General features: G+C 41.9%; 21 protein-coding genes. 12 read left to right on the top strand and 9 right to left on the bottom strand.

All coding sequences use genetic code 11. From position 1 onward, the window contains the following. The first annotated feature begins 244 nt into the window (after positions 1-244). A complete protein-coding gene (locus BLU33_RS18805; RefSeq protein ID WP_232009330.1) occupies positions 245-637 on the top strand; it encodes a DUF6249 domain-containing protein in 393 nt (130 codons plus the stop codon). A 111-nt stretch (positions 638-748) separates the two neighbouring features. On the opposite strand, the gene BLU33_RS18800 is transcribed toward BLU33_RS18805, so the two are convergent. Next, positions 749-1264, bottom strand: a complete 516-nt coding sequence (locus BLU33_RS18800; RefSeq protein ID WP_091376635.1) for a DinB family protein — start codon at positions 1262-1264, stop codon at positions 749-751. Then, complete coding sequence (locus BLU33_RS18795) at positions 1239-2465, bottom strand: sensor histidine kinase (RefSeq protein WP_091376632.1); 1227 nt, start codon at positions 2463-2465, stop codon at positions 1239-1241. The genes BLU33_RS18800 and BLU33_RS18795 overlap by 26 nt, the downstream gene beginning before the upstream one ends. Positions 2466-2673: 208 nt before the next feature. Here BLU33_RS18795 and gltX point away from each other — a divergent pair, with 208 nt between their 5' ends. Beyond that, positions 2674-4194: a glutamate--tRNA ligase gene (gltX, locus tag BLU33_RS18790; RefSeq protein WP_091376629.1), complete on the top strand. Its 1521-nt coding sequence runs from the start codon at positions 2674-2676 to the stop codon at positions 4192-4194. A gap of 334 nt (positions 4195-4528) precedes the next feature. Here gltX and gldD read toward each other — a convergent pair whose 3' ends face one another. From gldD to BLU33_RS18770, 4 genes are all read right to left on the bottom strand, one after another. Continuing rightward, positions 4529-5125: a gliding motility lipoprotein GldD gene (gene gldD / locus BLU33_RS18785; protein ID WP_172829318.1), complete on the bottom strand. Its 597-nt coding sequence runs from the start codon at positions 5123-5125 to the stop codon at positions 4529-4531. Then, on the bottom strand, positions 5122-5922 hold the full coding sequence (locus tag BLU33_RS18780) for a shikimate dehydrogenase family protein (RefSeq protein WP_091376622.1): 801 nt from the start codon (positions 5920-5922) through the stop codon (positions 5122-5124). The genes gldD and BLU33_RS18780 overlap by 4 nt, the downstream gene beginning before the upstream one ends. A gap of 158 nt (positions 5923-6080) precedes the next feature. Then, complete coding sequence (locus BLU33_RS18775) at positions 6081-6842, bottom strand: phosphosulfolactate synthase (protein WP_091376619.1); 762 nt, start codon at positions 6840-6842, stop codon at positions 6081-6083. A gap of 211 nt (positions 6843-7053) precedes the next feature. Beyond that, a complete protein-coding gene (locus tag BLU33_RS18770; protein ID WP_091376616.1) occupies positions 7054-8457 on the bottom strand; it encodes a tetratricopeptide repeat protein in 1404 nt (467 codons plus the stop codon). Between the two features lie 244 nt (positions 8458-8701). Here BLU33_RS18770 and amaB point away from each other — a divergent pair, with 244 nt between their 5' ends. Further along, entirely contained in the window at positions 8702-10243 is a 1542-nt protein-coding gene (gene amaB / locus BLU33_RS18765) for an L-piperidine-6-carboxylate dehydrogenase (protein WP_091376613.1), read from the top strand. A 154-nt stretch (positions 10244-10397) separates the two neighbouring features. Continuing rightward, the gene (locus BLU33_RS18760; RefSeq protein WP_157682233.1) at positions 10398-11966 is read left to right on the top strand and encodes a S8 family serine peptidase; all 1569 of its coding nucleotides are present in this window, start codon (positions 10398-10400) and stop codon (positions 11964-11966) included. Between the two features lie 95 nt (positions 11967-12061). Here the strand turns inward: BLU33_RS18760 and BLU33_RS18755 are convergent, their stop codons facing one another. After that, positions 12062-12868, bottom strand: coding sequence for a capsular polysaccharide synthesis protein (locus BLU33_RS18755; RefSeq protein WP_157682231.1), 807 nt, complete (start codon positions 12866-12868; stop codon positions 12062-12064). Between the two features lie 226 nt (positions 12869-13094). On the opposite strand from BLU33_RS18755, the gene BLU33_RS18750 reads away from it, so the two are divergent. The 3 genes from BLU33_RS18750 (at position 13095) to BLU33_RS18740 (ending at position 15001) form a co-directional block, all read left to right on the top strand. Beyond that, positions 13095-14078: a pyruvate dehydrogenase complex E1 component subunit beta gene (locus tag BLU33_RS18750; RefSeq protein ID WP_091380783.1), complete on the top strand. Its 984-nt coding sequence runs from the start codon at positions 13095-13097 to the stop codon at positions 14076-14078. Positions 14079-14155: 77 nt separating this feature from the next. Beyond that, the gene (locus BLU33_RS18745) at positions 14156-14374 is read left to right on the top strand and encodes an alkylphosphonate utilization protein (RefSeq protein ID WP_091376603.1); all 219 of its coding nucleotides are present in this window, start codon (positions 14156-14158) and stop codon (positions 14372-14374) included. A 120-nt stretch (positions 14375-14494) separates the two neighbouring features. Further along, positions 14495-15001, top strand: coding sequence for a hypothetical protein (locus BLU33_RS18740; RefSeq protein ID WP_091376601.1), 507 nt, complete (start codon positions 14495-14497; stop codon positions 14999-15001). Between the two features lie 337 nt (positions 15002-15338). On the opposite strand, the gene BLU33_RS18735 is transcribed toward BLU33_RS18740, so the two are convergent. After that, entirely contained in the window at positions 15339-16196 is an 858-nt protein-coding gene (locus BLU33_RS18735; protein ID WP_091376598.1) for a transglutaminase-like domain-containing protein, read from the bottom strand. A gap of 42 nt (positions 16197-16238) precedes the next feature. On the opposite strand from BLU33_RS18735, the gene BLU33_RS18730 reads away from it, so the two are divergent. Then, a complete protein-coding gene (locus tag BLU33_RS18730) occupies positions 16239-17024 on the top strand; it encodes an O-methyltransferase (protein ID WP_091376596.1) in 786 nt (261 codons plus the stop codon). Positions 17025-17109: 85 nt separating this feature from the next. Here BLU33_RS18730 and BLU33_RS18725 read toward each other — a convergent pair whose 3' ends face one another. Then, positions 17110-18255 (bottom strand): BamA/TamA family outer membrane protein, encoded by a 1146-nt coding sequence (locus tag BLU33_RS18725; RefSeq protein ID WP_157682229.1) that lies wholly within the window; start codon positions 18253-18255, stop codon positions 17110-17112. Between the two features lie 122 nt (positions 18256-18377). Between BLU33_RS18725 and BLU33_RS18720 the strand changes: the two genes are divergently transcribed. The 4 genes from BLU33_RS18720 (at position 18378) to nrfD (ending at position 25476) form a co-directional block, all read left to right on the top strand. Then, the gene (locus BLU33_RS18720) at positions 18378-19358 is read left to right on the top strand and encodes a deoxyhypusine synthase family protein (protein ID WP_091376589.1); all 981 of its coding nucleotides are present in this window, start codon (positions 18378-18380) and stop codon (positions 19356-19358) included. Positions 19359-19610: 252 nt separating this feature from the next. Further along, positions 19611-20879 carry a cytochrome c3 family protein gene (locus BLU33_RS18715; RefSeq protein ID WP_091376586.1) on the top strand — a complete coding sequence of 423 codons (1269 nt, stop codon included), beginning with the start codon at positions 19611-19613 and terminating at the stop codon, positions 20877-20879. A 44-nt stretch (positions 20880-20923) separates the two neighbouring features. Next, on the top strand, positions 20924-23980 hold the full coding sequence (locus tag BLU33_RS18710; protein WP_091376583.1) for a TAT-variant-translocated molybdopterin oxidoreductase: 3057 nt from the start codon (positions 20924-20926) through the stop codon (positions 23978-23980). A 23-nt stretch (positions 23981-24003) separates the two neighbouring features. Then, positions 24004-25476: an NrfD/PsrC family molybdoenzyme membrane anchor subunit gene (nrfD, locus tag BLU33_RS18705; protein ID WP_091376581.1), complete on the top strand. Its 1473-nt coding sequence runs from the start codon at positions 24004-24006 to the stop codon at positions 25474-25476. The last annotated feature ends 2 nt before the right edge of the window (positions 25477-25478 follow it).

The raw sequence follows: 25478 nt of genomic DNA, 5'->3' as shown, positions 1-25478 counted from the left end.
AACGCGACGAGGTTGCCGCGCTATCGCTCGCAATGACATATAAATAAAGAATTGTCATGCTGAGGAACGGAGCATATATTATACAAGCAGCCGTGTAAATGCTACCGCTTAGAATGACAATCATTTAAAACTTTTTCACAACAACTGTAACCTGTTTAAAAACAGTGTAGTCATAGCTTACAAATACACCAATACGGTGCTTGAAAAAACAAAAAATTAAATAAATTCTTTAAATTTAAATATTATGGACTCAGAACAACTAGGCGTTTTAATACCAATTTTGGTTCCGATTGCAATGTTTGCAATGGTATTTGGTATAGTATACTTATACAAACGCGAAAGAATGGCGATGATAGAACGCGGAATGGACCCCCGCGCTTATAAGCCACATCCAACACCATCAGCGCCTTATCAAACTTTAAAATGGGGATTATTATTAATAGGTGCTGGTTTGGGTTTGTGCCTGGCTTACACATTAGATAGAAGCGTATTCCACGATGATGATAACCCTGCAATGTACTTTGGTTTAATAGCCATATTCGGTGGCCTGGGTCTGTTTATCTCTTACCTGATGGAGAAAAAGAATAATGACAAACACATTGCAGCCTCAATGAGGGAGAAAAAGGGCGAAGAATAGTTTTTGGAGTTGAAAGGTAATTTTAAGACTGAAAGGCAAAAGGATAAAGGCGAAAGGTTTATTAAGGTATGATTTTACCTTTAACCTTTCGCCTTTTAGCTTTCAGCTCAATTACTTAATGTAGTTCTCTTTTATCAGATCCAAATGATACAGCTCGTGCCCCGCTGTCATATAAACGAGTGCCCGTACCGATGTTGAGTAATTACTGGCAGTACCTTTCAATAAACTTTGTTCTTCAGTAAGCGAGCGGTACAGGAACAAACTTGACTCACGTACCACTTTAAACTCCAACGCGAGATCCTGTATAGTACGGCTATCAAAAGTTGAATTTTGCACATACTGCTCCTGGTCGAAACCGGGGAAATGCTGCTGCTCACCGCGCGAAAAGCACAGGGCGCGGAAAGCAAATACTCTTTCCGTATCTATCATATGGCCCAATACTTCCTTTAATGTCCATTTTCCTTCGGCATAAGCATAATCGGCCTGCTCATCGGTCATCCTGGCAAAAAAATTATAGGTGCTGTCTTTCAGGTAGTCCAATATTTCTAATACCGGGCCGTTAGGTACTTTATTTACATAGCCCGCAGCGTATGGCGCGTATTCACCGGGTTGTGGTTTGTTTATCATTGTTGGTTTTCTTTAGTATTATTCTGAAAGTTGTGCCTTTCCCCACCTCCGAGTCGCGTACAAAAACATCGCCATTGTGGTAATTTTTTACAATCCTTTTGGTAAGCGACAGGCCTAATCCCCAGCCACGTTTACGGGTAGTATATCCAGGTTGAAATACGGTATCAAACTTAGAGCGTGGTATGCCCTTGCCGGTATCGGTAATATCTATCAGTATCTGGTTCTTTTTGGTTTTGTTCTGGCTTATTTCCACTTTAATTTTGCCCTTGCCTTCAATTGCGTTTACCGCATTTTTAAGGAGGTTCTCCAGTACCCAGTCGAACAGCGGTACATTTAAGCCAGCTTGTAAATAAGGGTTGCCGGTTATTTCAAAGTTAATATTACTGCTCACCCTTACGCTGAAATAATCAACAAAATCCTTGATCACGTAGTATACCGAATGCTCTTCCAGTTTTGGTTTTGAGCCGATTTTTGAGAACCTGTCGGCAATAATTTCCAGTCGTTTAATATCGTTCTCCATCTCGGCCATCAGCGGATCCTTTTCGGCCTTGAATTTCTCCTTTATCAGCTCCAGCCATGCCATTAACGAGGAAATTGGCGTGCCCAACTGGTGAGCGGTTTCCTTGGCAAGGCCCACCCAAACCTGGTTCTGTTCGGATTTGCGTGAGGAATTAAATGCCGTATAAGCCACCAATAAAAATATAGCGATAACCGAAAGCTGTACATAAGGGAAGATCCTGAGCTCCTGCAATAATGCCGAGTCCTTATAATAAACCATGTAACGGGTGTTCAGCATGGTTAACTCTATGGGCTCATGTTGTTTTTTCATGTAGACCAGTTCCTTTTGGAAATACTCAGGATCATATTTCGCTGCGCCTTTTACTTTGTCGTTTCCCGGGATATTTATATTGGTTTTAGTAGAATCGAGCCCCCTCACATATTTGATATTTCCCTTTTCATCAACCACAATTGCTGGTACAAGCGTACTATCGCGTACAGCAGTAACATACTGTAAAAAGTCATTATCATCAGATGAGGTCATTTGCCGCATGCTCATGGCCCATATCTGCGCACGTGTACGCTCCGATTTGGAGATGTTTTTTACCAGGTGATTTGTATAGAGTAAAGAGCCGCTGGCAATAATTATTGCAAAGGTAACCAGTATATATTTCCAGCGCTTTTTCTGTTGGTATGGGTTCATATATTTCAGTCCGAAAGTCCGGAAGTCGGAAAAGTCCGAAAGTCTTTAAGTTGGCTAAAATACAGAATTAGTTCATAGTGCGAAAGTTTGTATCTTATAACTTGCAGTTAAAGTCTTGGTCAATTCTTCGTAAACTAATATCAACTTTCGGACTTTCCGACTTCACCGACTTTCGGACTACAAACTAATACAATATCTTTGCCCTACAATGTCAGATAAAAAAGTTAGAGTTCGTTTTGCGCCAAGTCCTACAGGCGGTTTACATTTAGGTGGTGTACGCACCGTGTTGTTTAATTATCTTTTCGCCAAAAAACATAAAGGCGATTTTGTGTTAAGGATAGAAGATACCGACCAAAGCCGTTATGTTGATGGCGCTGAGGATTACATACTTGATTGTTTAAAATGGTGCGGACTGATACCTGACGAAAGCCCGGTTGTGGGTGGTCATTATGCCCCATACCGCCAAAGCGAACGTAAAGCACTATATCGCGAATACGCTGAAAAGCTGGTACGTGAAGGCCATGCTTATTACGCTTTTGATACCCCTGAGGAACTGGATAAGAACCGTAAGGAAATCCCTAATTTTCAATACGGGCATTTTTATAGGGACAGTTTACGCAATTCATTGTCATTAAAACAACATGAGGTCGACCAGCTATTGGATGCCGGCACACCGCATGTGATCCGCATTAAAATGCCGGAGGATGAAACCATCAGCTTTAACGATATGATCCGTGGCCATGTGAGCTTTGAAACCAACCAGGTTGATGATAAGGTTTTATTAAAGGCCGACGGTATGCCAACCTATCATTTAGCTGTTGTGGTCGATGATTATTTGATGAAGATAACACACGCTTTCCGTGGTGAGGAATGGCTACCATCGGCACCTGTACATTTATTGCTATGGGAATATTTAGGATGGAAAGCCGATATGCCTCAATGGGCGCATTTACCACTCATATTAAAACCTGATGGCCACGGTAAACTAAGCAAGCGCGATGGCGCACGTTTAGGTTTCCCGGTTTATGCCATGAACTGGTTTGATGCCAAAATAGGTGAACTTACTCCGGGCTTTAGAGAGCTTGGCTTTTTGCCTGAGGCTTTCTTAAACCTGCTGGCTATGCTGGGCTGGAACGATGGTACCGATAATGAAATATTTACTTTGGATGAGTTGATCTCCAAATTCTCTATAGAGCGTGTAAACAAAGGTGGTGCTAAATTCGATTTTGAAAAAGCAAAATGGTTCAATGCTGAATGGATCAAAAGAACAAGCGCTGAAAGCTTAAAAGATAAAGTTAAGGCTGTGCTTGAAGATAAAGGCGTAGCTGTAAACGATGATAACTACCTGCTAAAGATAATTGATGTTATTAAAGAAAGGTGTACGTTGCTGGCTGATTTTTATCAGCAGTCTGCCTACTTTTTTGAAGTGCCAAGGGAATATGATATCAACTCCGTTAAACCAAAATGGAGCGATGCTAAAACAGATTTCTTTAATGTGCTGATGAGCAGATATGCAGATGTGCAGATGTGGGAAAGCGCTGATCTGGAGAATCTCTTTAAAGCCTTGATGGAAGAGAAAGGTCTGAAAGCGGGTGATGTTATGCTGCCGTTCCGTATTATGCTGGTAGGCGGTAAATTCGGTCCGCATGTTTTTGATATTGCGGCTTTGTTGGGTAAGAATGAAACGATCAATAGGATTGAGCAGGCATTGGCGGTGTTTAACGCCTAATATTCACTAATAAATTGTCATTCTGAGCGATAGCGAAGAACCTATTCGCATTTAATCTGCGAGCGGTTACATGCTACCCGTATAATAGATGCTTCGTACCTCAGCATGACAAGCGGAAAATAAATCCAAAATCGAACATCCGAATTCCGAAATCTACCAGTATTTAGCGCAAGTCTTGTGTGTTGGAATAAGCAAGGCTGACTTGTGCTTTTTTGGACAGGCACAAGTCAGCTATTACCCGAGGCGTTTCACCCACAAGACTTGCGCCATTGAGGTGCTCTACATAGGATAAGCAGAATCCGAAATCGATCATCCCAATTCCCAAATCAAAAACCTACTTCCACTTAAAGCTTTTTATCATCACATTCATATCCTTCTTCACAAAATCGAGTACTGGCTGTATCGAATCAAGCTTTGGTTCGGTGTTGAAATACAGTGCTCCGCGGATATAATTGCGGGTGCTATCCGTAAGGAAAAACTGTGCTGATGAAGCCGCATTGCCATCAATAGTATAATAGATACCATACACTTTGTTCCCAGGTATGCGGATCAGACCCTGATCTATCGAGGTGGCTTTAACGGTATGCTTAAATGCGAATGTGCGGGCATCTTCGGTAAGCTCATTAAATACTTTTGGCGATGTGATGCTCTCGTAGCTTAAATGCAAAGTGCCCTTAAACTGCGGAAACTGCATGTTCAGCAGGTATTTCATATTGATGAGCTTTTTGTCTTTTGTCTGCGGGTTTTTATCCTGCTCAATTACCGCGTATTTGGGGTACATAAAGGTAAAAGGATATGGCCCGGTAAATTGCTGGTATTCCTTTTTAGGGAAAACAATGCGGTAATAGCCCCTTGGCTTTGGTGTATAGTCGTGGTTATTGTTACAGGCCCCCAGTAATAAAGCAATAACTAGTAATCCGTATATCTTCATGGAGTCAATTCCTTTGAATTCCATATCTCCCACGATTTTTCTGCCTGTAGTATCAGCATTTCATAACCATTTTTAATTGTTGCGCCTTTTTCTTCACCTTTCTTTAAAAATAGTGTTTTTTCGGGATTATAGATCAGATCATACAATAAATGATGCTCGGTAATATCTTCATACGGTATCGGTGGGCATTCATCCACGTTTGGCGATGTGCCTAATGGGGTGGTATTGATGATGATCCGGTGATTTTTTATATGATGCGGTTTCAGATCCTTAAACAAAATATTGCCCGGATGTGGTTGGCGGGTCACTACCTTATAATCAATACCCAGGTTTTCTAATACGCATTTTACAGCTTTTGCGGCACCGCCATCGCCTAAAACAAGGGCTTCATCATTAGGATCTCTAAGCAGCGGACGCAACGAGTGTTCAAAACCATACACATCGGTATTAAAACCTTCCAGCCTGAAATCGTGTCCGTTTATACCAACCTCACCCAAAAAAGCAGCCAGTACCGGGCTCTCTGCAGTTACACGGATACAGTTTACGGCGCCAACATGCCTTGCATCAGGCTCAATCCAATCCAGATATTTTAGAACGCTTATTTTGTGAGGGATGGTGACGTTCAATCCGCAAATATCAGGATGAACATCCAGCAGATCCTGCAGATATTTTATATGTTCAAGCGGATAAACCTCGTATTCCGCGCCGGTTATTTTTTCTTTTTCGAATTTATCTGTAAAGTATTTCTTTGAGAAAGAATGTGTAAGCGGAAAACCTATAAGCCCGTATTTTTTCATGGTGTAAAATTAAATAACAAGGGTTGGGGAGTTTTGCTTTGGTTATTTTCCTTAATGACGTGGCTGTCATGCCGAGCGCTAGTCGAAGCATGTGGGCAGGCCTTTACGCTCATGCTTCGACTAGCGCTCAGCATGACGGCCTTTACCTTTACTCTCATTTACAATCCCAAAAAATGATCAAACGTATCGCTTCTAATTCCCAGTCGCAATGTTTCCAACGGTATTACATCAGCAGGAGCAATGTTGCCTAAGCTTACATTAGCGCCTATCAGTTTAATAAACCAAACTTGTTGTGCTTTTTGTGGGGCTTCCCATATAATGGTTTCTTCGGGTATCTGGGTGAGTATTTCATCAACCAAACCCTGCCTAACTTCTCCTGAATCACGGTAGATACCTACGTTGCCGCTTTCGCGTGCCTCGGCTATTACTTTCCACGATCCGGCTTCAATTTCGGCCTGCATCAGTTTTATCCATTTGTATGGGGCAAATATCTTTTGTACGTCCTTTGAGCCAACTTCAGATATTACTGTATGATCCTTGCTTAATTGACGGATATACTCACACTTCTCATCATGCTCAATAGTTATAGAACCGTCTGATACTTCCACATGCTCCATTTTATATTTCTCGAGTATGCGGCGGTAATCATCAAATTGCCCTCTAACTAAAAAGGCCTCAAATAAGGTTCCGCCAAAATATACCGGTAAGCCCGCTTCGCGGTACAGGTCTAATTTCTGCTGCAGATTGGGCGTTACAAATGAGGTAGCCCATCCCAGTTTAACAATATCGGTGTGCATGCCTGCAACCTCAATAAAATCTTCGGCCTGCCGTAAACTCAGTCCTTTATCCATTACCATGGTTATGCCGCTGTTGCGGGGCTTTGTTGTACGTTCAGGAAGATCATTGATATGGTAATTCATAAAATACTATTAGGGTTGAATAGCATGTAGCTAAATGTGGGGGTAAAGTTCATAAAAAAAACCAAAACGAGTAATATGTTTTGGCTTTTCTAACGAAATAGTATATGATGATATTAGGGTTCTAACGAATGTAATGCAATTTTTACTTCTGCTTAACAATCAGTAAATACTGAATCAGCAACCTTAAATCACTAATTCACTCAATCGCTAATTATTTAGTGTACCTGTTAATAATATCCACTATCACCTTGTTTTTTTGCAGCTGGGGCAAATAATCAAACAAAATATAATGTTTATCCGGATCTGACGATAAGGCCAGTTCCAGGTTGTTCAAGGCTTCATTATAATCACCTTTGGCAAACAAATAAGCTACCATGCGGTAGTAAAGCTCTGCTGCCTCCGGGTTGTTTTTTATAGCCTGCGACATTACCTCAATGGCATCAACCAAGCGGGTTTGCTCATATAATATAGATGAGTAATCCAGCCATGCATCCACATCAATGGGGTTAAGTTCAACCACCTTTTCGTATGCCTGCTCGGCTTCGGTTATGTGGCCAAGCTTGTATTCGGCATCGGCTATGGCAAACCAGTAATCGGCATTGGCAATATCAAGGTCGAGCGCTTTTTTGTAAAAGTGCAGGGCCTCAAAATAGCGCTCCTCAAAATCAAGGGTTACACCAATCCCAAACCAGGCATCAGCCAGCTTGGAATCCATTTTAACCGATTTTTTGTAGAAAGCCCTTGCATCATCCATTTGCTCCAGCTTTTCATAGCATTCGCCAATGGCGCAATAGGTATCGGCATTAGGCTGCTCATACTCAAAAGTATGGCGGTAAACCTCAATAGCCTCAGCATATTTTTCCAGGTTAACCAGCGCGTTGCCTTTATTAAAGTAAGCTGATGCGAAATTATCCTTTATTAATATGGCGTAATCATAAGCATCAATAGCTTTCTCAAACAGGCTAAGTTTAGTATAGGCGTTGCCTAAGTTATACCATGCGGCATAGCTGTAGGGTTCGTTATCAATATATTGCTGATAAAACTGCACGCTCTCCTGCTGATTGTCCATCACATCGTAACAAAAAGCCAGCTCGTATAAAGCGTCCTGGTTTTCCATATTCTGTTTCAGGCACAATTTCAGGTAGTCAATTGCTGTGTTATAATCGCCCATATTTTGGTGAACGTAGGCTATATGCAGCAATATTTCGTCAGTCTCCTCGGCAAGACCAAGGGCCTTTTCATAGTTTTCAAGCGCCTCATCATAGCGTTCCATACTTTCATACAGGTTGCCACGGATGATATAAATATCTGCATCAGAAGCCTCCAGCATGGCAGCCTTATCCAAAGCAGCAAATGCTTCGGCGGCGCGGTTGGTAACAACTAATAACTGGGCCTGTTTAATTAAAAATACGGCGGCAAATGGGTGCTGATTGCGCGCATACTCAGATACCTGTAAGGCTTTGGCCGGATCATTCTTTTCGATGTAGTAGTCGATAATGTTCTCAAACGCCTGGGCATCAAAAAAGTACTGGTCGTGATTGCGGATCATTTCCTCGTACCGTTCTACCGAGAACTTTGGGTCTTCGGTAAAACCAAATTCAAATTCTTCTTCCATTCAATTAGGTTTGCAGAACACGTTCCCGGTTAAGTCATTTTTTAGTCAGCATTAATGCTTAACCGAGTTTAAATTACGATAAATAGAACCCAAAAGGCAATTAAGTTTTCAACATTCGAACATTATTAACAGGTTTTATTCACAAGTACCTGATAATAAATGTAAATCATTTTGCGATTTTTTGGCAAGGAGTGAGTTGATATAAATTGCCTTAAAGATTTTTACCTTTGACAAAAGTACCATTATGAGCATCGATATAAAAGTAATTCTCAATCATTTACATATAAACGACATTAATGAGGCGTTTAGTACAGGCAGTAACTGGGGCAGCAGCTCCGGTGCAGCTATAAAAGACATTTTATCGCCTGTTGATGGGAAAAAGATAGCCTCGGTAAAAATAGCTTCGGAAAGCGATTACAACCATGTTGTTGAGCAGGCGGCCAAAGCTTTTAAAACCTGGCGTACAGTTCCCGCTCCAAAACGTGGCGAAATTGTGCGTGAAATTGGCGATGCGCTGCGTGCTAATAAACAGCAACTGGGCGCGCTGGTATCTTACGAAATGGGCAAAAGTCTACAGGAAGGTTACGGTGAAGTTCAGGAGATGATCGACATTGCTGATTTTGCTGTTGGCCTGAGCAGGCAGTTATACGGTTTAACCATGCACTCCGAACGCCCCGAACACCGTATGTATGAGCAATACCACCCACTGGGTATTGTTGGTGTGATATCGGCATTCAATTTCCCGGTAGCGGTATGGAGCTGGAATGCCATGCTGGCCTGGGTTTGCGGCGATGTTTGTATCTGGAAACCATCTGAAAAAACACCTTTAACGGCTATTGCCTGCCAGCATATTGCACAGGCAGTATTTAAAAAGCATAATATTGAAGAGGGGGTAGGCTGCCTGGTTATCGGCGACCGCAACGTAGGCGAACTGATGTCAAACGATAAACGACTGCCTTTAATATCAGCCACCGGCTCAACCCGTATGGGCAAGGCTGTGGGCGCGGCAGTAGGTGCAAGACTTGGCCGAAGTTTGCTCGAGCTGGGTGGTAACAACGCCATCATCATCAGTGAAAATGCCGATCTGGATATGTCGCTCATTGGCGCTGTGTTTGGTGCGGTAGGTACTGCCGGGCAGCGTTGTACCAGTACACGCAGGCTCATTATTCATGAAAGTGTGTATGATGCCTTTAAGCAAAAGCTGGTAAAAGCATACGGACAGATCCGCATTGGTGATCCATTGGATCAAAACAACCATATGGGCCCGCTGATCGATCAGGACGCGGTGAGCTTATACCTTGATTCTATTGAAAAATGCAAGGCGCAGGGCGGTAATTTTATTGTTGAAGGCGGTAAGCTGGAGGGCGATAAATATGCATCGGGCTGTTATGTAAAGCCATGTATTGCCGAGGTTGACAACAGCTTTGCCATTGTACAGCATGAAACCTTTGCGCCCATATTATACCTCATCAAATATAAAACTCTTGATGAAGCCATTGAACTGCAAAATGGCGTACCGCAGGGGCTTTCATCATCTATCATGACAAATAATTTACGCGAGGCCGAACAATTTTTATCGTCCGGTGGTTCTGACTGCGGAATTGCAAATATTAACATCGGTACATCAGGAGCAGAGATAGGCGGCGCATTCGGCGGTGAAAAAGAAACCGGCGGCGGCCGCGAATCGGGTTCTGATGCATGGAAAGTTTATATGCGCAGGCAAACTAATACTATTAATTACTCAAAAGCGTTGCCATTAGCACAAGGAATAAAATTTGATTTGTAGATTGATCAGTGCGCTTAGTCAATGGAGAATTTGCTTTTACCAATGAACTAATGAACCATTGAACTAATAAACACTAATATAATATATGTATAATTTTCGGTTACCAGTTTTTTGCGCATCGTTGTGCGGGGCAGTATTAATAAGTATAGGAACGATGGCGCAGACACAGCCGCCAACACCTTCTGATCCCCCACAAAACTGGCACACGCTCGACTTAAAAACTGATGGATATTTTGGTATCAGCCTAAACCCGGCTTATGAGTTTGTAAAAGGTAAAAAAAGCAAAACCGTATTGGTTGCCATTATTGATAGTGGTGTTGATACCCTGCAAAAAGACCTGCAAGGCGTATTGTGGGTAAACCCCAAAGAGAAGCCAGGCAATGGGAAAGACGATGACCACAATGGTTATATTGATGATATACACGGTTGGAATTTTTTAGGTGGAAAGAACGGCAAAGCCGATCTGAATGAAACCAGCGAAGAGATCAGGTATTATTACAAGCTAAAGGGCAAATACGCCAATGTAACCTCGGCCCCTGCGGGTGATGAAAAGGAATATGCTTACTGGTTAACGGTAAAAGCCAGGCGCGATTCAACAACGGCTAAATCAACAAAGGAGTTGGCCGAGTTACAGCCGGATATGAGCGCGCTCATGGTAACTAACGGTTATATTAAAAAAGCCCTCAACCTTGGCCCCAATGCCAGCTTTACTATAAAGGACCTGGATAAGATCAATAGTACAAACGATACGCTGGTGCAAAGCAAATATGTATGGAGCCTGGTGTTACAGCAGGAAGGGCGTACAGCTACCAATGTTTCCACGCTAAAGGATATGAGCGAGTATATTGAAAAGCTCAATAATGATATTACGCCAAACCTTACCGAACGCAAAGAAATAGTAGGGGATGACCCGGATGTTAACGATGGCAAGCCATATGGCAATAATATTTTAAAATATACCGATGCCTCTCATGGTACCGGTGTAGCAGGGTTGATTGGCGCCAAACGCAATAATGGCTATGGTATTGATGGTGTAGCCGACAATGTACATATAATGGTGTTGAAAGCGATCCCTAACGGAGATGAATATGATAAGGATATTGTTAGCGCTATACATTACGCAGTGGATAACGGCGCTAAAATAATTAATATGAGCTTCGGCAAATACCTGTCGCCGCATAAGGATTGGGTTGATGAAGCATTTAAATACGCCGCATCAAAAGATGTGCTGCTGGTACAGGCATCGGGCAATGATAACCTGAATGTCGACTCAGTACCACAATACCCCAATGATACCTTTTTAGATGGATCAGCAACTGATGCTGATAACATGATAAATGTAGGTGCATCTGCTTCACTTGCAGATACCTCACTTGCCAGTAATTTCAGTAATTACGGGTTCAAGAATGTTGATGTTTTTGCCCCCGGTGTTAAAGTAACCTCAATAGATACCGACGCGGAATTTAATACTGCCGACGGTACCAGTTTTGCATCACCCATAGTTACCGGTATTGCGGCTTTGGTATTGGAGTATTATCCAAAACTAAGCGCGGCACAGTTAAAGCAGGTTATTATGCAATCGGCCACACCATTAAAAGGTACCATGGTATATAAACCAGGCACCAAACAACTGGTTGATTTTACTACGCTCTGTAAATCAGGAGGCATAGTAAATGCCTATAAAGCGCTGGAGATCGCCTCGAAAATGAAGGGTGAGCGGTAGTTTTAGTAATTAGAGATTGGTTGGGATAGGATAATCAGCCAGAATGAAACTTACGAAGTTTTTTAAAACTTCGTAAGTTTTGTAAGATATCAGTTTTAGCCCTCACCATTAAACAAATAATACATCACCGTTCCCGGTTGGTACTCTTTTGCCTCATACTTCCAGGTAAGTTTATAAACCGGTGATGTTTTTTGGTCGATTTCCTGTTTCAACTCTTCGGTTACAGGTTTAAAAAGCCCGGCGAATAACAAACGGTGGGGGATATCTGCGCTGAATTTGGGAACGGAATCCCATAACTCCCGGAAATTGGCATCCCTCAGATAAATATATTCAAACGTATAATGGAACCAGAAATAGGGGTGCACCTTTAATATTTTGGTAAAAAGACTGTTGAACCATAGCTGCGGGTTTTGTTTTTGCAGCTTGTTGTACAGGAAGTTCCATCGAGTACCGTCAATAAGCTGTATCCCGGTGTTTTCGCTCCAGAATTTGTTTACCCTGTTTTGATAGGCAGTAGTAATGTAATTGTATTTATTTGATGCCAGGAACCAGCTGGATAGCATCCTGTCGGGCCCTGGCCTGTTAAAGGCGAAAAAGCCGGCATCCATATAGGCGGGCAACCACTCATCAAGCGGTTTTGTACAAAAACAGGTGGCATCAACCCAAACGCCTCCATGTTTTGCCAGTAGGTTTATCCTTAGTATTTCGGAGATCACGTATTTTGCTACCGGCAATGCAGGTAAAGTTATATGTTCAGTAATATTGCTTTCATCTAAAAATACCACCTCCCAGTCAGGATTATGCTTCACCCACGATTTGTAGCATTCTTTAACCTCAACCGGAGCATTATCTAGCCCCTGCAACCACAGGAACCATATTTTTTTGGGTAGATCGTTATTCAAATGGGATAGATTTACTGCTAAAGTATAAATTACTGCAATCTTGTTGGCATTGAGCAGCACAATTATGCATTAAAGAAAGTTTTATATCCAATATTTTACAGTTTCCTGTTTTTTTTAGTGGGTATTGCCATCCGAAAATAAAAAAAACCAATACGCACAGCCACTAATTGTTTTTAACACTTCATTGCATATATTTGCAGCCGAAAAAAAGAATTTTTTTAATAAGATGAGAGAAATACAATTCAGGGAAGCACTTCGTGAAGCAATGAACGAAGAAATGCGCAAGGATGAAAATATATACTTAATGGGTGAAGAGGTTGCTGAATATAACGGTGCCTATAAAGTAAGCCAGGGTATGCTTGATGAATTTGGCGCTAAACGCGTTATTGATACCCCTATCTCTGAATTAGGTTTTGCCGGTATAGGCATAGGCTCGGCCATGAACGGCTTGCGCCCTATTATCGAATTCATGACATTTAACTTTTCACTGGTAGCTATTGATCAGATCATAAACGGCGCAGCCAAGATCATGTCAATGAGTGGTGGCCAGTTCTCAGTGCCAATCGTATTCCGCGGCCCAACAGGTAACGCGGGTATGCTAAGTTCACAACACAGCCAGTGTTTTGAAAACTGGTATGCTAACTGCCCTGGTTTAAAAGTGGTTGTACCATCAAACCCGGCTGATGCCAAAGGTTTATTAAAATCAGCTATTATTGATCCCGATCCGGTTATTTTCATGGAATCAGAATTAATGTATGGCGATAAAGGCGAAGTGCCTGAAGAACCTTACTATATTGAAATAGGAAAAGCTAAAGTAGTAAAAGAAGGTACTGATGTAACTTTGGTTGGCTTTGGTAAAATAATGAAAGTAGTTATAGCTGCTGCTGCCGAACTGGAAAAAGAAGGCATCCATGCAGAAGTGATCGACTTACGTACTGTACGCCCTATTGATTACCCAACTGTTATCGCATCTGTTAAAAAAACAAACCGTTTGGTTTTAGTTGAGGAAAGCTGGCCATTAGGCTCAATAGCTACTGAGGTTGCCTTTAAAGTGCAAAAAGATGCGTTTGATTACCTTGATGCACCTATCCTGCGTATTATGGGTGGCGATGTTCCATTGCCTTATGCCCCAACGCTTATACAGGAATACCTGCCAAACCCTGAGCGCGTAATTAAAGCGGTTAAGGAAGTAATGTACCTGGTTAAGTAATCCGTTCAAACTTTCTGAATATACAAATAATATAAAGCCTGCTAAAACAATAGCGGGCTTTATACTTTAAACTAACTATGGACGCATCTAACGTAAAAGACAGTAACGGGAACCAGCTTAATGATGGCGACTCGGTATTACTGATAAAAAGCTTAAAAGTAAAAGGCGGTAACACCACTCTGAAACAGGGAACCCTGGTAAAAAAGATCCGCCTTACCGATAATGATGAAGAAGTTGACTGCAAAATTGACGGTATGAGCATCGTACTTAAAACCTGTTTTCTGAAAAAGAAATAGCGTATCAGCATCAAACCTTAATGTGTTACTCAGTATTAATTTATACAAACCACTTATTTTTAAAAAGTTAGCTGCATTCAATTAGCTTTTGATTAATTTTATCGTTTTAAAATAATTATCATGAACCTTAACGTAAAGTATTTTTTTAATAGGACATTTTTATTAGCAGCTATAGTTTGTAGTACTACTTTGTTTGCAAAAGCTCAGGCACCCGCCACTGCCGCCAAACCGGCCGCTAAACCTGCTGCTGTAGCTCCTAAAGGGGCTGCTTCTTATATAGAAACCTTCTTTAAAAAATATAAAACAAGTCCTGATTCAGCCGTAGAATATCTGTTCAGTACAAATAAACTGTTCACTAACGTAAGTCAGATAAACCTGCTAAAAGCAAAACTGGATACATTGCAATTAACAGTCGGAAAATATTTAGGCAGGGAGCTCATTGTTCAGAAAACCCCAACCCCAAGCCTGGTTCTGTACAGCTATATAGTAAAGCATGAAAATGAACCTGTAAGGTTTACCTTCATGTTCTATAAACCGAAAAATGATTGGGTGCTATACCGCTTTAATTACGATGATCAGATTGATAGCGAGCTCATAGATGCCGCTAAGATCAATAATAAGAAATAATTGGCGGTTAGAGATTAGTGATTAGTAAAACCTAACGTAACCTAACTGTCATTCTGAGCGTAGCGAAGAACCTGTCCGCGTTCAATCATCCACTTGTATAATAGATACTTCGTACCTCAGCATGACAATGGAATGAATATTAACGGATTGTTTGTGTCCCCACAAACAATCCGTTAATGTTTTACTTGCAGCTGTTTGTGAGGACACAAACAGCTGGTAGAATTCACCTTCTAACTGTCATTCTGAGCGGTAGCGAAGAACCTATCCGTGTTCAATCGTCCGCTTGTATAATAGATGATTCGTACCTCAGCATGACAATGGATGGGTATAATAAATATTACCCCAACACCTCCAGCAGCTCATTCAATTCAGCTACCTTCTCTGTTGATCCTAAATGTTCGTAAGAACTTATGAGGTTACGCAATACACGTTTTATAATTTCGGTATTGGAGCAGGGCTCATAAAATTGCTTGTCCGATTTTAGGTTGAGCTGTTTCAAAAACATATCCACATCCCTGCGGCCGAAAATGAAGCCCTTATTAAAGGCATTTATATAGAATAGCACGCCGCCTTCAAAACTGCTTTGCTGGCTCTCATCCATATAAGCCAAAATAAAATGCTGCGGCAGGTTTACGCCATAAACCGGGATATCCAGCTTTTGGGCGATGATGGAATAAATAATTGCCAGTGAGATCTGGTTACCCTTTTTTGTTTCGAGTACCTGGCTCAGGTAGCTGTTCTGCGGGTCCTGATGGTTGCTGGTATTCCCGCTAAAGCCGTATATATTATAGAACACATGGTTTATGAGCTTGATCTGCTCGGGCGCGCTGGCCTCATGCATCATCTGGATCCATATATCACGCTTAATGCCCTCTATCTGGTTAATTACCTTTTGCTCGTCCAGATCGGGGTATTGGTAGCGGTTAATGATCAGGATGCCTTGCAGCAGATCAAATGCGCCGCCATGCAGCCATAGGTGCAGATCGTTTTTTACTATGCCAAACTGTATCTCATGTACAAGGTTGGCTATGCGTTCCTGTTGGATGGAGTCGAAAGCCTGTTCAAATGCCGATTCAAGATATCCGATGGCTTCAACACCGTAGGAGAGTAGTTTATCATGAACATGGTTGTATATTTCCTGGTCGGGATCGTCCAGCAAGCGAATTAATGAGTTTACTTCAGTTTCATTTATCATGCGGTTCTGCTAAAATACTAAACTTTGTATATTTTTACAACCATGTTTAATATAAGGTTTGCCAAAGATTACCTGCTGCACCGCATCAAGGCTAAGAACAGGCACGGGATCCATTCACCTTTCGTTTATCGCCTGGTTGATACTATTATTTACGATTCAAGTGCCAAAAAAGTATATACCGACGTTGAAAATATACGTAAAGACTTACTTACAGATGATCGCACCATCACGGTAACCGACTTGGGCGCGGGCTCACATATCAACAAAAACAACCAGAAAAAGGTAAGCGACATAGCGGCTCATGCCCTAAAGGCGCCAAAGCTGGCACAATTACTTTATCGCCTGGTGGCTGATATCAAACCAAATAATATAATTGAACTTGGTACCTGTTTGGGTGTTACCACCATCTACCTGCAAAAGGCAGCTCCCCAAGCGAAGGTTTACACGCTGGAAGGTTCGCCCGAAACCGCGGCAGTGGCGCAACAGGTATTTAATAAAGCCGGTTTAAATACTATTGATTTAGTGATTGGTAATTTTGATGACACCCTCTCTGGTGTTATTGATGGTTTAGATAAACTCGACTTTATTTTTGTCGACGGCAACCATCAAAAAGATGCCACTCTAAAATATTTTGAATGGTGCCTGCCCAAAGTACATGAAAATACGCTACTTATTTTTGATGACATCTACTGGAGCGAAGGCATGAAAGAAGCCTGGGCCCAAATAAAAGCCAACCCCCAAGTAACGATTACTGTTGACCTGTTCTGGATAGGACTGGTGTTTTTTAAGGGGGGGCGGGTGAAGGAGGATTTTTTGGTAAAGATTTAATCGATGTGCAGATATGCAAATGTGCGGATGTGCAAATTAAGCATTACAAAACATCCGCACATCTGCATATCCACGCATCTGCACATCAAAACGATTCCCCCAGCGCAACATAAAAACCACTTTCCCGTGGTTCGCCGGTTGGTTTTGCGCCTAAGCCATAATCAGCGCGGATGCTGAGGCCTTTCTCGGTATCGAAATAGTAGCGTATGCCGCCGCCGTAGTTGGGTAATAAGGTATGTGCGGTAAAGCCATTGTGCGCTACCTCGCCGGTACCTATAAAGCCTACAATGCCAAGGCGGTCAGTTGCCCGGTAGCGCAGTTCTGTTTGTCCGGCAATAAAGTTCCTGTCGCGGTAACGGCCGGTATAGTATCCGCGCATCATCTCGTCGCTGCCTAAAGCTGGCAACAAATAAAATGGCGATCGCCCGCCAATTAAACTCTGTTCCTGCACATCAAAGCCTAAAACAAAATGTTTGCTCAAAGCAAAAAAACTTGAATATTCAATATTAAAAAAACCGCCTTTATAGCTATTATTACCATAAATGCCCTGCATTAAATTAAGGTAAGCACTAATAATAACACCCTTTGTAGTATAGGTGTTATTGTTACGGGTATCATAAGTCAAACTGGGGCCAATGTATACGCTGGAGCCACCGCTTTTGTCTTCAATTGCAGGGTCGGTTTTAAACGCTATATTTTCATCATAGGTGCCCGAGTAGTAATAGTACTTAAACCCACCAGCTACAATGCCGGCATAAAAGTTTTTAACAACAAGTTTATCGGCTTCTAAAGTCATTTTAGTGCGTTTTTCCTCAATGGCCTCCACATCTGCTTTGCGCGTATTATTACCTATGCCATAAAAATCAAAAGGGAAATTTACAAAGCCGATAGATCCGGTATAATGAATGGTATTTTGCGGAGCCCAGTAACTGGCGTTCAGGCTCACTTTTTCCTGGCCTTTGGTGGTTATACTGGTGTAGCCATATAAGTTTGATACCCGTGTAATATTATGCGGAGTAGTATCGGCATAAAATGAATATAAAAATGCGCCGCCAAATTCAACCCCGGTTTCGGGCGATGAAGCAAGGGCGGGTATAAGCACCAAATTGCTTTTTTTACTGCTATCCTTATCAAAGTACATGCGTTTGATAAATCTTTTAACAAAATCAACCTGTGCAAAAAGGGATTGGAAACTAAGAAGAAGTATAAGTAGTGCGAAAAGTTTTTTCATAGATAATAATCACAGCGAATATAAAAGCAAATTGTTTGATGAACCCCGTGCTTTTACGATTTTTGAAATTAAAATGTGAAATCACCTAAAATATCTACTTTTGCGGTGAAAATCACAAAGCTATGAACAACACCAGAGGACCCATATCACAGTTTATTGAAAAAAACTACCTGCACTTTAATGCTGCCGCATTAATGGATGCAGCTAAAGGTTACGAAACGCACCTTGAAGAGGGTGGAAAAATGATGGTTACGCTTGCAGGTGCCATGAGTACAGCAGAGCTTGGCATTTCATTGGCTGAAATGATTCGCCAGGATAAAATAGCCATTATATCATGTACAGGTGCTAATCTTGAAGAAGATATCATGAACCTGGTGGCGCACTCACACTACAAACGCGTACCGCATTACCGTGACCTTAGTCCGCAGGACGAGTGGGATCTGTTAGAGAATCACTACAACCGTGTAACTGATACCTGTATCCCTGAGGAAGAAGCTTTCAGGCGTTTACAAAAGCATATCCACAAAATATGGAAAGATGCTGATAACAGCGGCGAGCGTTATTTTCCGCATGAGTATATGTACAAAATGCTGTTAAGCGGCGATCTGGAGCAATATTATGAGATAGACCCGAAAAACTCATGGATGCTGGCTGCTGCCGAAAAGAATTTGCCGATTGTTGTACCGGGATGGGAAGACTCAACCATGGGTAACATCTTCGCATCATATATAATAAAAGGAGAGCTGAAGGCGTCAACCATGAAGAGCGGTATTGAATACATGGCATGGCTGGCCGATTGGTATGTGAAAAACTCTTCAGGCAAGGGAATTGGCTTCTTCCAGATAGGTGGTGGTATAGCGGGCGACTTCCCGATATGCGTTGTGCCGATGCTTTACCAGGATATGGAGATGCCTGAAATTCCTTTCTGGAGCTATTTCTGCCAGATTTCTGACTCAACAACATCATACGGATCGTATTCGGGCGCTGTTCCAAACGAAAAAATAACCTGGGGCAAGCTGGATATACATACACCTAAGTTTATTGTAGAGTCTGACGCTACAATTGTGTGCCCACTTATATTTGCCTGGCTATTAAAGCAATAAAAGCATAACTAATTATATAGCTTATTTATAGTTAAAGCTGTTTTTTTGACCCTGTAAAACGTCATTTTTTTCATAATCTTATGCCAATTTATTATTTATTTAGAAAGATTATAAATTATGCTTACTTGTCATTTATTTGTCAGCCATTATTTAATAAATTATACTTTTGTGACTGAAAAAGTCGGACTAAACATACATCCAGCTTCAGGTTTATCCATTTAATAAAAGAATTATTCAGCATAAATACACCTTATGAGAAATATCTCATTGATTTTAAAGCAATTTTCAAGGACGGTTTTATTAATTGCCGGCTTTGCAATTTTGGGATTATCAGCACATGCGCAGGGAGACGCAACCAAAGGCGAAGCTCTTTTTAAAGCCAATTGTACAACGTGCCACAAAATCGAATCGCAATTAGTAGGCCCTGCACTGGGTCCGTTAGTAACAGCCGAAACTGATGACAAATGGTTAACCAAATGGATTCAGAACAACCAGGCTTTAATAGCGGCCAAGGATGAAAGAGCCCTAAAGATTTACAACCAGTTCAACCAGCAGGGTATGACAGTGTTCGGAAGCTTCACCGATGGTGATGTTGCCGACATCCTGGCTTACATCCGTGCCGATTGGAAAACTCAGCAAGCTAAGGCAACAGCCGCGCCAGCGGGTGGTGCAGGTGCTGCGGCAGAATCAGGTCCAAGTGATTTGGTTATCTGGGGTTTGATTGGCGTTATCATTGTTGCCTTTATAGTTATACTGGTATTAAACAAGGTAATAGCTACTCTTGAACGCCTGATGCTGAAAAGCAAAGGTTTGCTGCCTGAAGAAGATTTAGAAGAGAAAGCTCCTGTTGACCGCATGGCGGGCATAAGGAAACTGGCTAAGAATAAGAAATTTGTATTCTTTGTTATCCTGTGCGGTACTGTAGCTTGTGGAAGCTGGACCTGGGTTACTTTATGGAACACCAACGTTCACAGTGGTTACCAGCCGGTACAGCCAATCCATTTCCCGCATGATCTGCATGCCGGTGTGATGAAGATTGATTGCCAGTACTGCCACTCAGGTGCATACAAATCTAAAAACGCTTCAATCCCGTCATTAAACGTTTGTATGAACTGCCATAAGGTGGTTAAACAGGAATCTCCTGAAATACAAAAGATATATGCTGCTTTAGGTTACGATCCTAAAACGCAGAAATATGACAGCACCAAAGCAAAACCAATGCAATGGGTAAGGGTTCATAACCTGCCTGACTTTGCTTACTTTAACCACTCACAGCACGTTAAAGTTGCCGGCATCAAATGTCAGCAGTGCCATGGTCCGGTTCAAACCATGAAAGAGATTTACCAATACTCACCATTAACAATGAAATGGTGTATCCAATGCCACAAACGTACCGAGGTTAACTATAAAGGAAACGCTTACTACGATAATATGATAGCAGTACACGATCGTATTAAACGCGGTGAGAAAGTTACAGCGGCATCATTGGGTGGTATCGAGTGCGGTAAATGCCACTATTAATATTGAGATTTTAAAACTTAGCAATTACAGTTTATATAGCTTAAATGGACAGCAATAAAAAATACTGGAAAGGTTTAGAAGAACTGAACAAAACACCAGAATTTGTTGAGAAAAATAAACATGAGTTTGCAGAACCTATTCCTATTGAAGAGGTTTTGGAAAGTGGTGGTTTATTGGGTAAAACTCCCCGTCGCGACTTTTTAAAGGCTCTTGGCTTTGGAGTTGGCGCGGTTACCCTGGCAGCTTGCGAAAAAGTGCCGGTTCACAAATCAATTCCCTATCTGATAAAACCTGAAGAGGTAACTCCGGGTGTAGCCAATTATTACTCATCAAGTTATGATGGCCATGCTATCTTAGTTAAAACCCGTGAGGGTCGCCCTATTAAGGTTGAAGGTAACCCTAACGATCTTTTATCAAATGGTGGTTTAAGCGCGCAGGCACAAGCCTCAGTGTTGGATTTATACGACGTAAGCCGTGTGAAAAATCCAATGCAGGATGGTGCTGACAGCGACTGGGATCACATTGATGCATTTATAAAAAATGAGCTTACCGCTATAAAAGCTGCCGGCAAAAAGATCCGTATAGTATCATCTACTATAAACAGCCCTTCAACATTAGCGGTTATTGCTGATTTTGTTGCACAATACCCAACAGCAAAACATATTAACTACGATGCGGTATCTTATACAGGTATCATCCAGGCTAACCAAAACAGCTTTGGTAAAGCAGTAGTTCCTCACTATAATTTTGATAAGGCTGACGTTATTGTAAGTTTCGGCGCTGATTTCCTGGGTACCTGGATCTCTCCAACCGAATTTATCGGTCAGTACGTTAAGAACCGTAACAACAAATCGCTGCAAAGCAAAAAAATGTCGCGCCACATTCAGTTTGAAACTGGAATGAGCAACACCGGTTCAAATGCTGACGTTCGTATCCCTATCCTCTTATCAGAAGAAGGCATCGCGTTAGTAAACTTATATAATGCTATCTCGGGCACAACATTAGCAGGTTCAAAAAAACTGGATAATGCTGCTGCTGAAAATGCGATAACCCTTGCAGGTAAAGAATTACTAGCTGCTAAAGGTAAAGCGCTGGTAGTTGCAGGTTCAAATGATGTTGCGGTACAAACTTTGGTTAATGCCATCAACTCATTATTAGGCAGCTACGGTGCCACAATTGATTTAGATAATGCTTCAAACCAATATGCCGGCAACGATGCTGAGTTTGTTGAGTTTGTAAGTGATATGGATAAAGGCGATGTTGGCGCAGTATTCTTCCTGGGTGCAAATCCGGCGTATGATTACCACAGCGGCGACGCTATAAAAGCTGCCTTAAAGAAAGTACGTTTAAGAGTATCATTCTCTGATTATACTGACGAAACTGCTTCTTTATGTAATATCATTGCTCCAAACCATTACTACTTAGAGTCGTGGGGTGATAGCAGCGCTATTGAAGGTTACTATACTGTAGTACAGCCAACCATCAACCCTGTATACAACACCCGCCAGGCTGAGCAAAGCTTACTGGTATGGTCTGATAACGCGGTTAAAGATTACTATACTTATGTTAGAAATAACTGGGATAAAAATCTGTTAGCTAAAGGCGGCCTTTCAGGTCAAAAAGGTTGGGAAACATTATTGCAAACGGGCTTTGTGAAAGCTGCTGCTAAACCGGCAGGTTCTTACACATTCAGCCATGAGCTTACCGCTGTTGCCCAAACTATACTCGATCACAGCAACGAGCTTGCAGCCGCTAATGGCGATAAAACTAAAGTTCAGCTCCAGATATTCCAAACTATCGCATTGCGTGATGGTAGCAGGGCTAATAACCCATGGTTACAGGAATTGCCTGATCCGGTTTCAAAAGTTACCTGGGGTAACTTTGCAGCTATGTCGCCAAGATATGCTAAAAGTTTAGAGCTTGAGCAAGGTGACATCATCACCATTACAGCAAACAACTATTCAATTGATCTGCCTGTATTAATACAGCCGGGCCAGCCAGCTGGTACTATAGCTGTAGCTGTTGGTTACGGCCGCACAAAAGCAGGTTTAGTAGGTGATAAAGTAGGAGAGAACGCTTATCCGTTCCATACTTTCCGCAATGGCACTTTCCAAACTACAGCTGTTGCAACAATAAAAGCAACAGGTGAGCAGTCTGAATTAGCACAAACACAAACACACCATTCATACGAAGGCCGTAACAGCATCATCCGCGAAACTACCTTCACTGAGTACAAAAAGAACCCATACGCAGCAAGTGGTCATTTTGATGATCACAAAACTTACAGCTTATGGGATGAGTACGAGCGTCCTACCTACAACTGGGTTATGGCAATCGACTTAAATGCCTGTACCGGTTGCGGTGCTTGTGTTGTAGCTTGTAGCGCTGAAAATAACGTTCCTGTTGTTGGTAAAGACGAAGTACGCCGCCGCCGCGAAATGCACTGGATACGTATTGACCGTTACTACAGCTTTAACGAGAAGGGCAGCCTGATAACTAAAGAATCAGAGATCAATCAGTTAAGTGATGGTGATCTGGATAACGTATCGGTTGTTTACCAACCAATGCTTTGCCAGCACTGTGATCACGCACCTTGTGAAACTGTTTGCCCGGTATTAGCTACCGTTCACTCATCAGAAGGTTTAAACCACATGGCTTACAACCGTTGTATAGGTACACGTTACTGCGCTAACAACTGCCCTTACAAAGTACGCCGCTTTAACTGGTTTAACTATTGGAACGATTCACGTTTTGACAACTACCTGAACAACGAGCATACACAATTAGTACTTAACCCTGATGTGGTAACACGTTTCCGTGGGGTTATGGAAAAATGCTCAATGTGTATTCAACGTATACAAGCAGGCAAGCTTAAGGCTAAAATTGAAAAACGTTCTGTTAAGGATGGTGACATTAAAGTTGCTTGTCAGCAAACATGCCCTGCCAACGCCATTGTATTTGGTAACGTAAACGATCCTAACTCTGAAGTTGCAAAAGCACTGAAGAGCGAAAGAACTTACTACGTATTGGAAGAGCTGAACGTACAACCAGGTATTGGTTACCAGGTTAAAGTTAGAAATAGGACTGAATTAGAGGCTTAATTTATAAATAGAGATTTTAAAATATGTCATCTCATAGTGAATCAATAATCAGGGAACCGTTAATCACGGGTAACAACATCACCTACGCACAAATATCAAATGATATTTTGGCCCCTGTTGAAAGAATGCCCGGAAAAGCCTGGTGGATCGGATTTTCCGTTGCCTCATTGGGTGCTACACTTTGGTTATTCGCAGTTAGTTATACATTTTGGTATGGTGTTGGTGCTTGGGGATTAAATAAAACAGTAGGCTGGGCCTGGGACATTACCGGTTTCGTGTGGTGGGTAGGTATCGGTCACGCTGGTACGCTTATCTCCGCGATTTTATTACTGTTCCGTCAAAAATGGCGTAACTCCATTAACCGCTCTGCAGAAGCGATGACTATCTTCGCGGTAATCTGCGCGGCCAGTTACATTGTGGCTCACATGGGCCGCCCATGGATGGCAGTTTATTCATTACCATTACCAAATCAATACGGCTCATTATGGGTTAACTTTAACTCACCACTGATCTGGGACGTATTCGCGATCTCAACATACTTCTCTGTATCACTAGTATTCTGGTACACTGGTTTATTACCTGATATCGCTTTGATCCGTGACCGTGCTGAAGGTCTTCGCCGTAAAATATACTCGGTTATGTCATTCGGCTGGACAGGTTCAGTAAAAACATGGCAGCGTTTTGAAACCGTGTCATTAATATTGGCAGGTATATCAACACCACTGGTACTATCAGTACACTCCATTGTATCAACAGACTTTGCCACATCACTGGAACCAGGATGGCATACAACAATCTTCCCTCCATATTTCGTTGCGGGAGCTATCTTCTCAGGTTTTGCCATGGTGCAAACACTGTTACTGATTGCTCGTAAGGTATTAGGTCTGGAGAACTATATCACCATGTTCCACATTGAGGCGATGAACAAGATCATCATCTTAACAGGTTCAATAGTAATGGTGGCTTACTGTACTGAGTTCTTCATCGCTTACTATTCAAATGTTGAGTATGAGCAGTACGCTTTCATCAACCGTTACTTCGGTCCGTACTGGTGGGCAAGCTGGTCAATGTTCTGCTGTAATTGCGTTATCCCGCAGGTATTGTGGTTTAAAGCTGTACGCCGCAGCATTAAAGCAACATGGGTATTATCTATCATCATTAATATAGGTATGTGGTTTGAGCGTTTCGTTATCATCGTAACCTCATTACACCGAGATTATATCCCATCAAGCTGGGCAATGTTCTATCCAACATGGATCGATCTGAGCGTGTTTGTTGGATCAATAGGTGTGTTCTTTACCTTGTTCCTGTTATTCCTTCGTGTATTGCCATCAATAGCGATCGCCGAAGTGAAATTGCTGCTGAAAGGCTCAAGCGAACAAGAGAAGAAGAAAATATTGGAGCATGGCCATGTTGATAGCACACAGGCAGAGTTTTATAAGGATGCATTACGCAAGTTCGACAGTGTTGAAATTGCAGAATACGAAAAAGTATAATT

Origin of the sequence: Mucilaginibacter mallensis (assembly GCF_900105165.1) — a bacterium.
Classification (GTDB): Bacteria; Bacteroidota; Bacteroidia; order Sphingobacteriales; family Sphingobacteriaceae; genus Mucilaginibacter; species Mucilaginibacter mallensis.
Note: the sequence above shows the minus strand (reverse complement) of the source record. Positions and strands in the feature narration are given on the sequence as shown.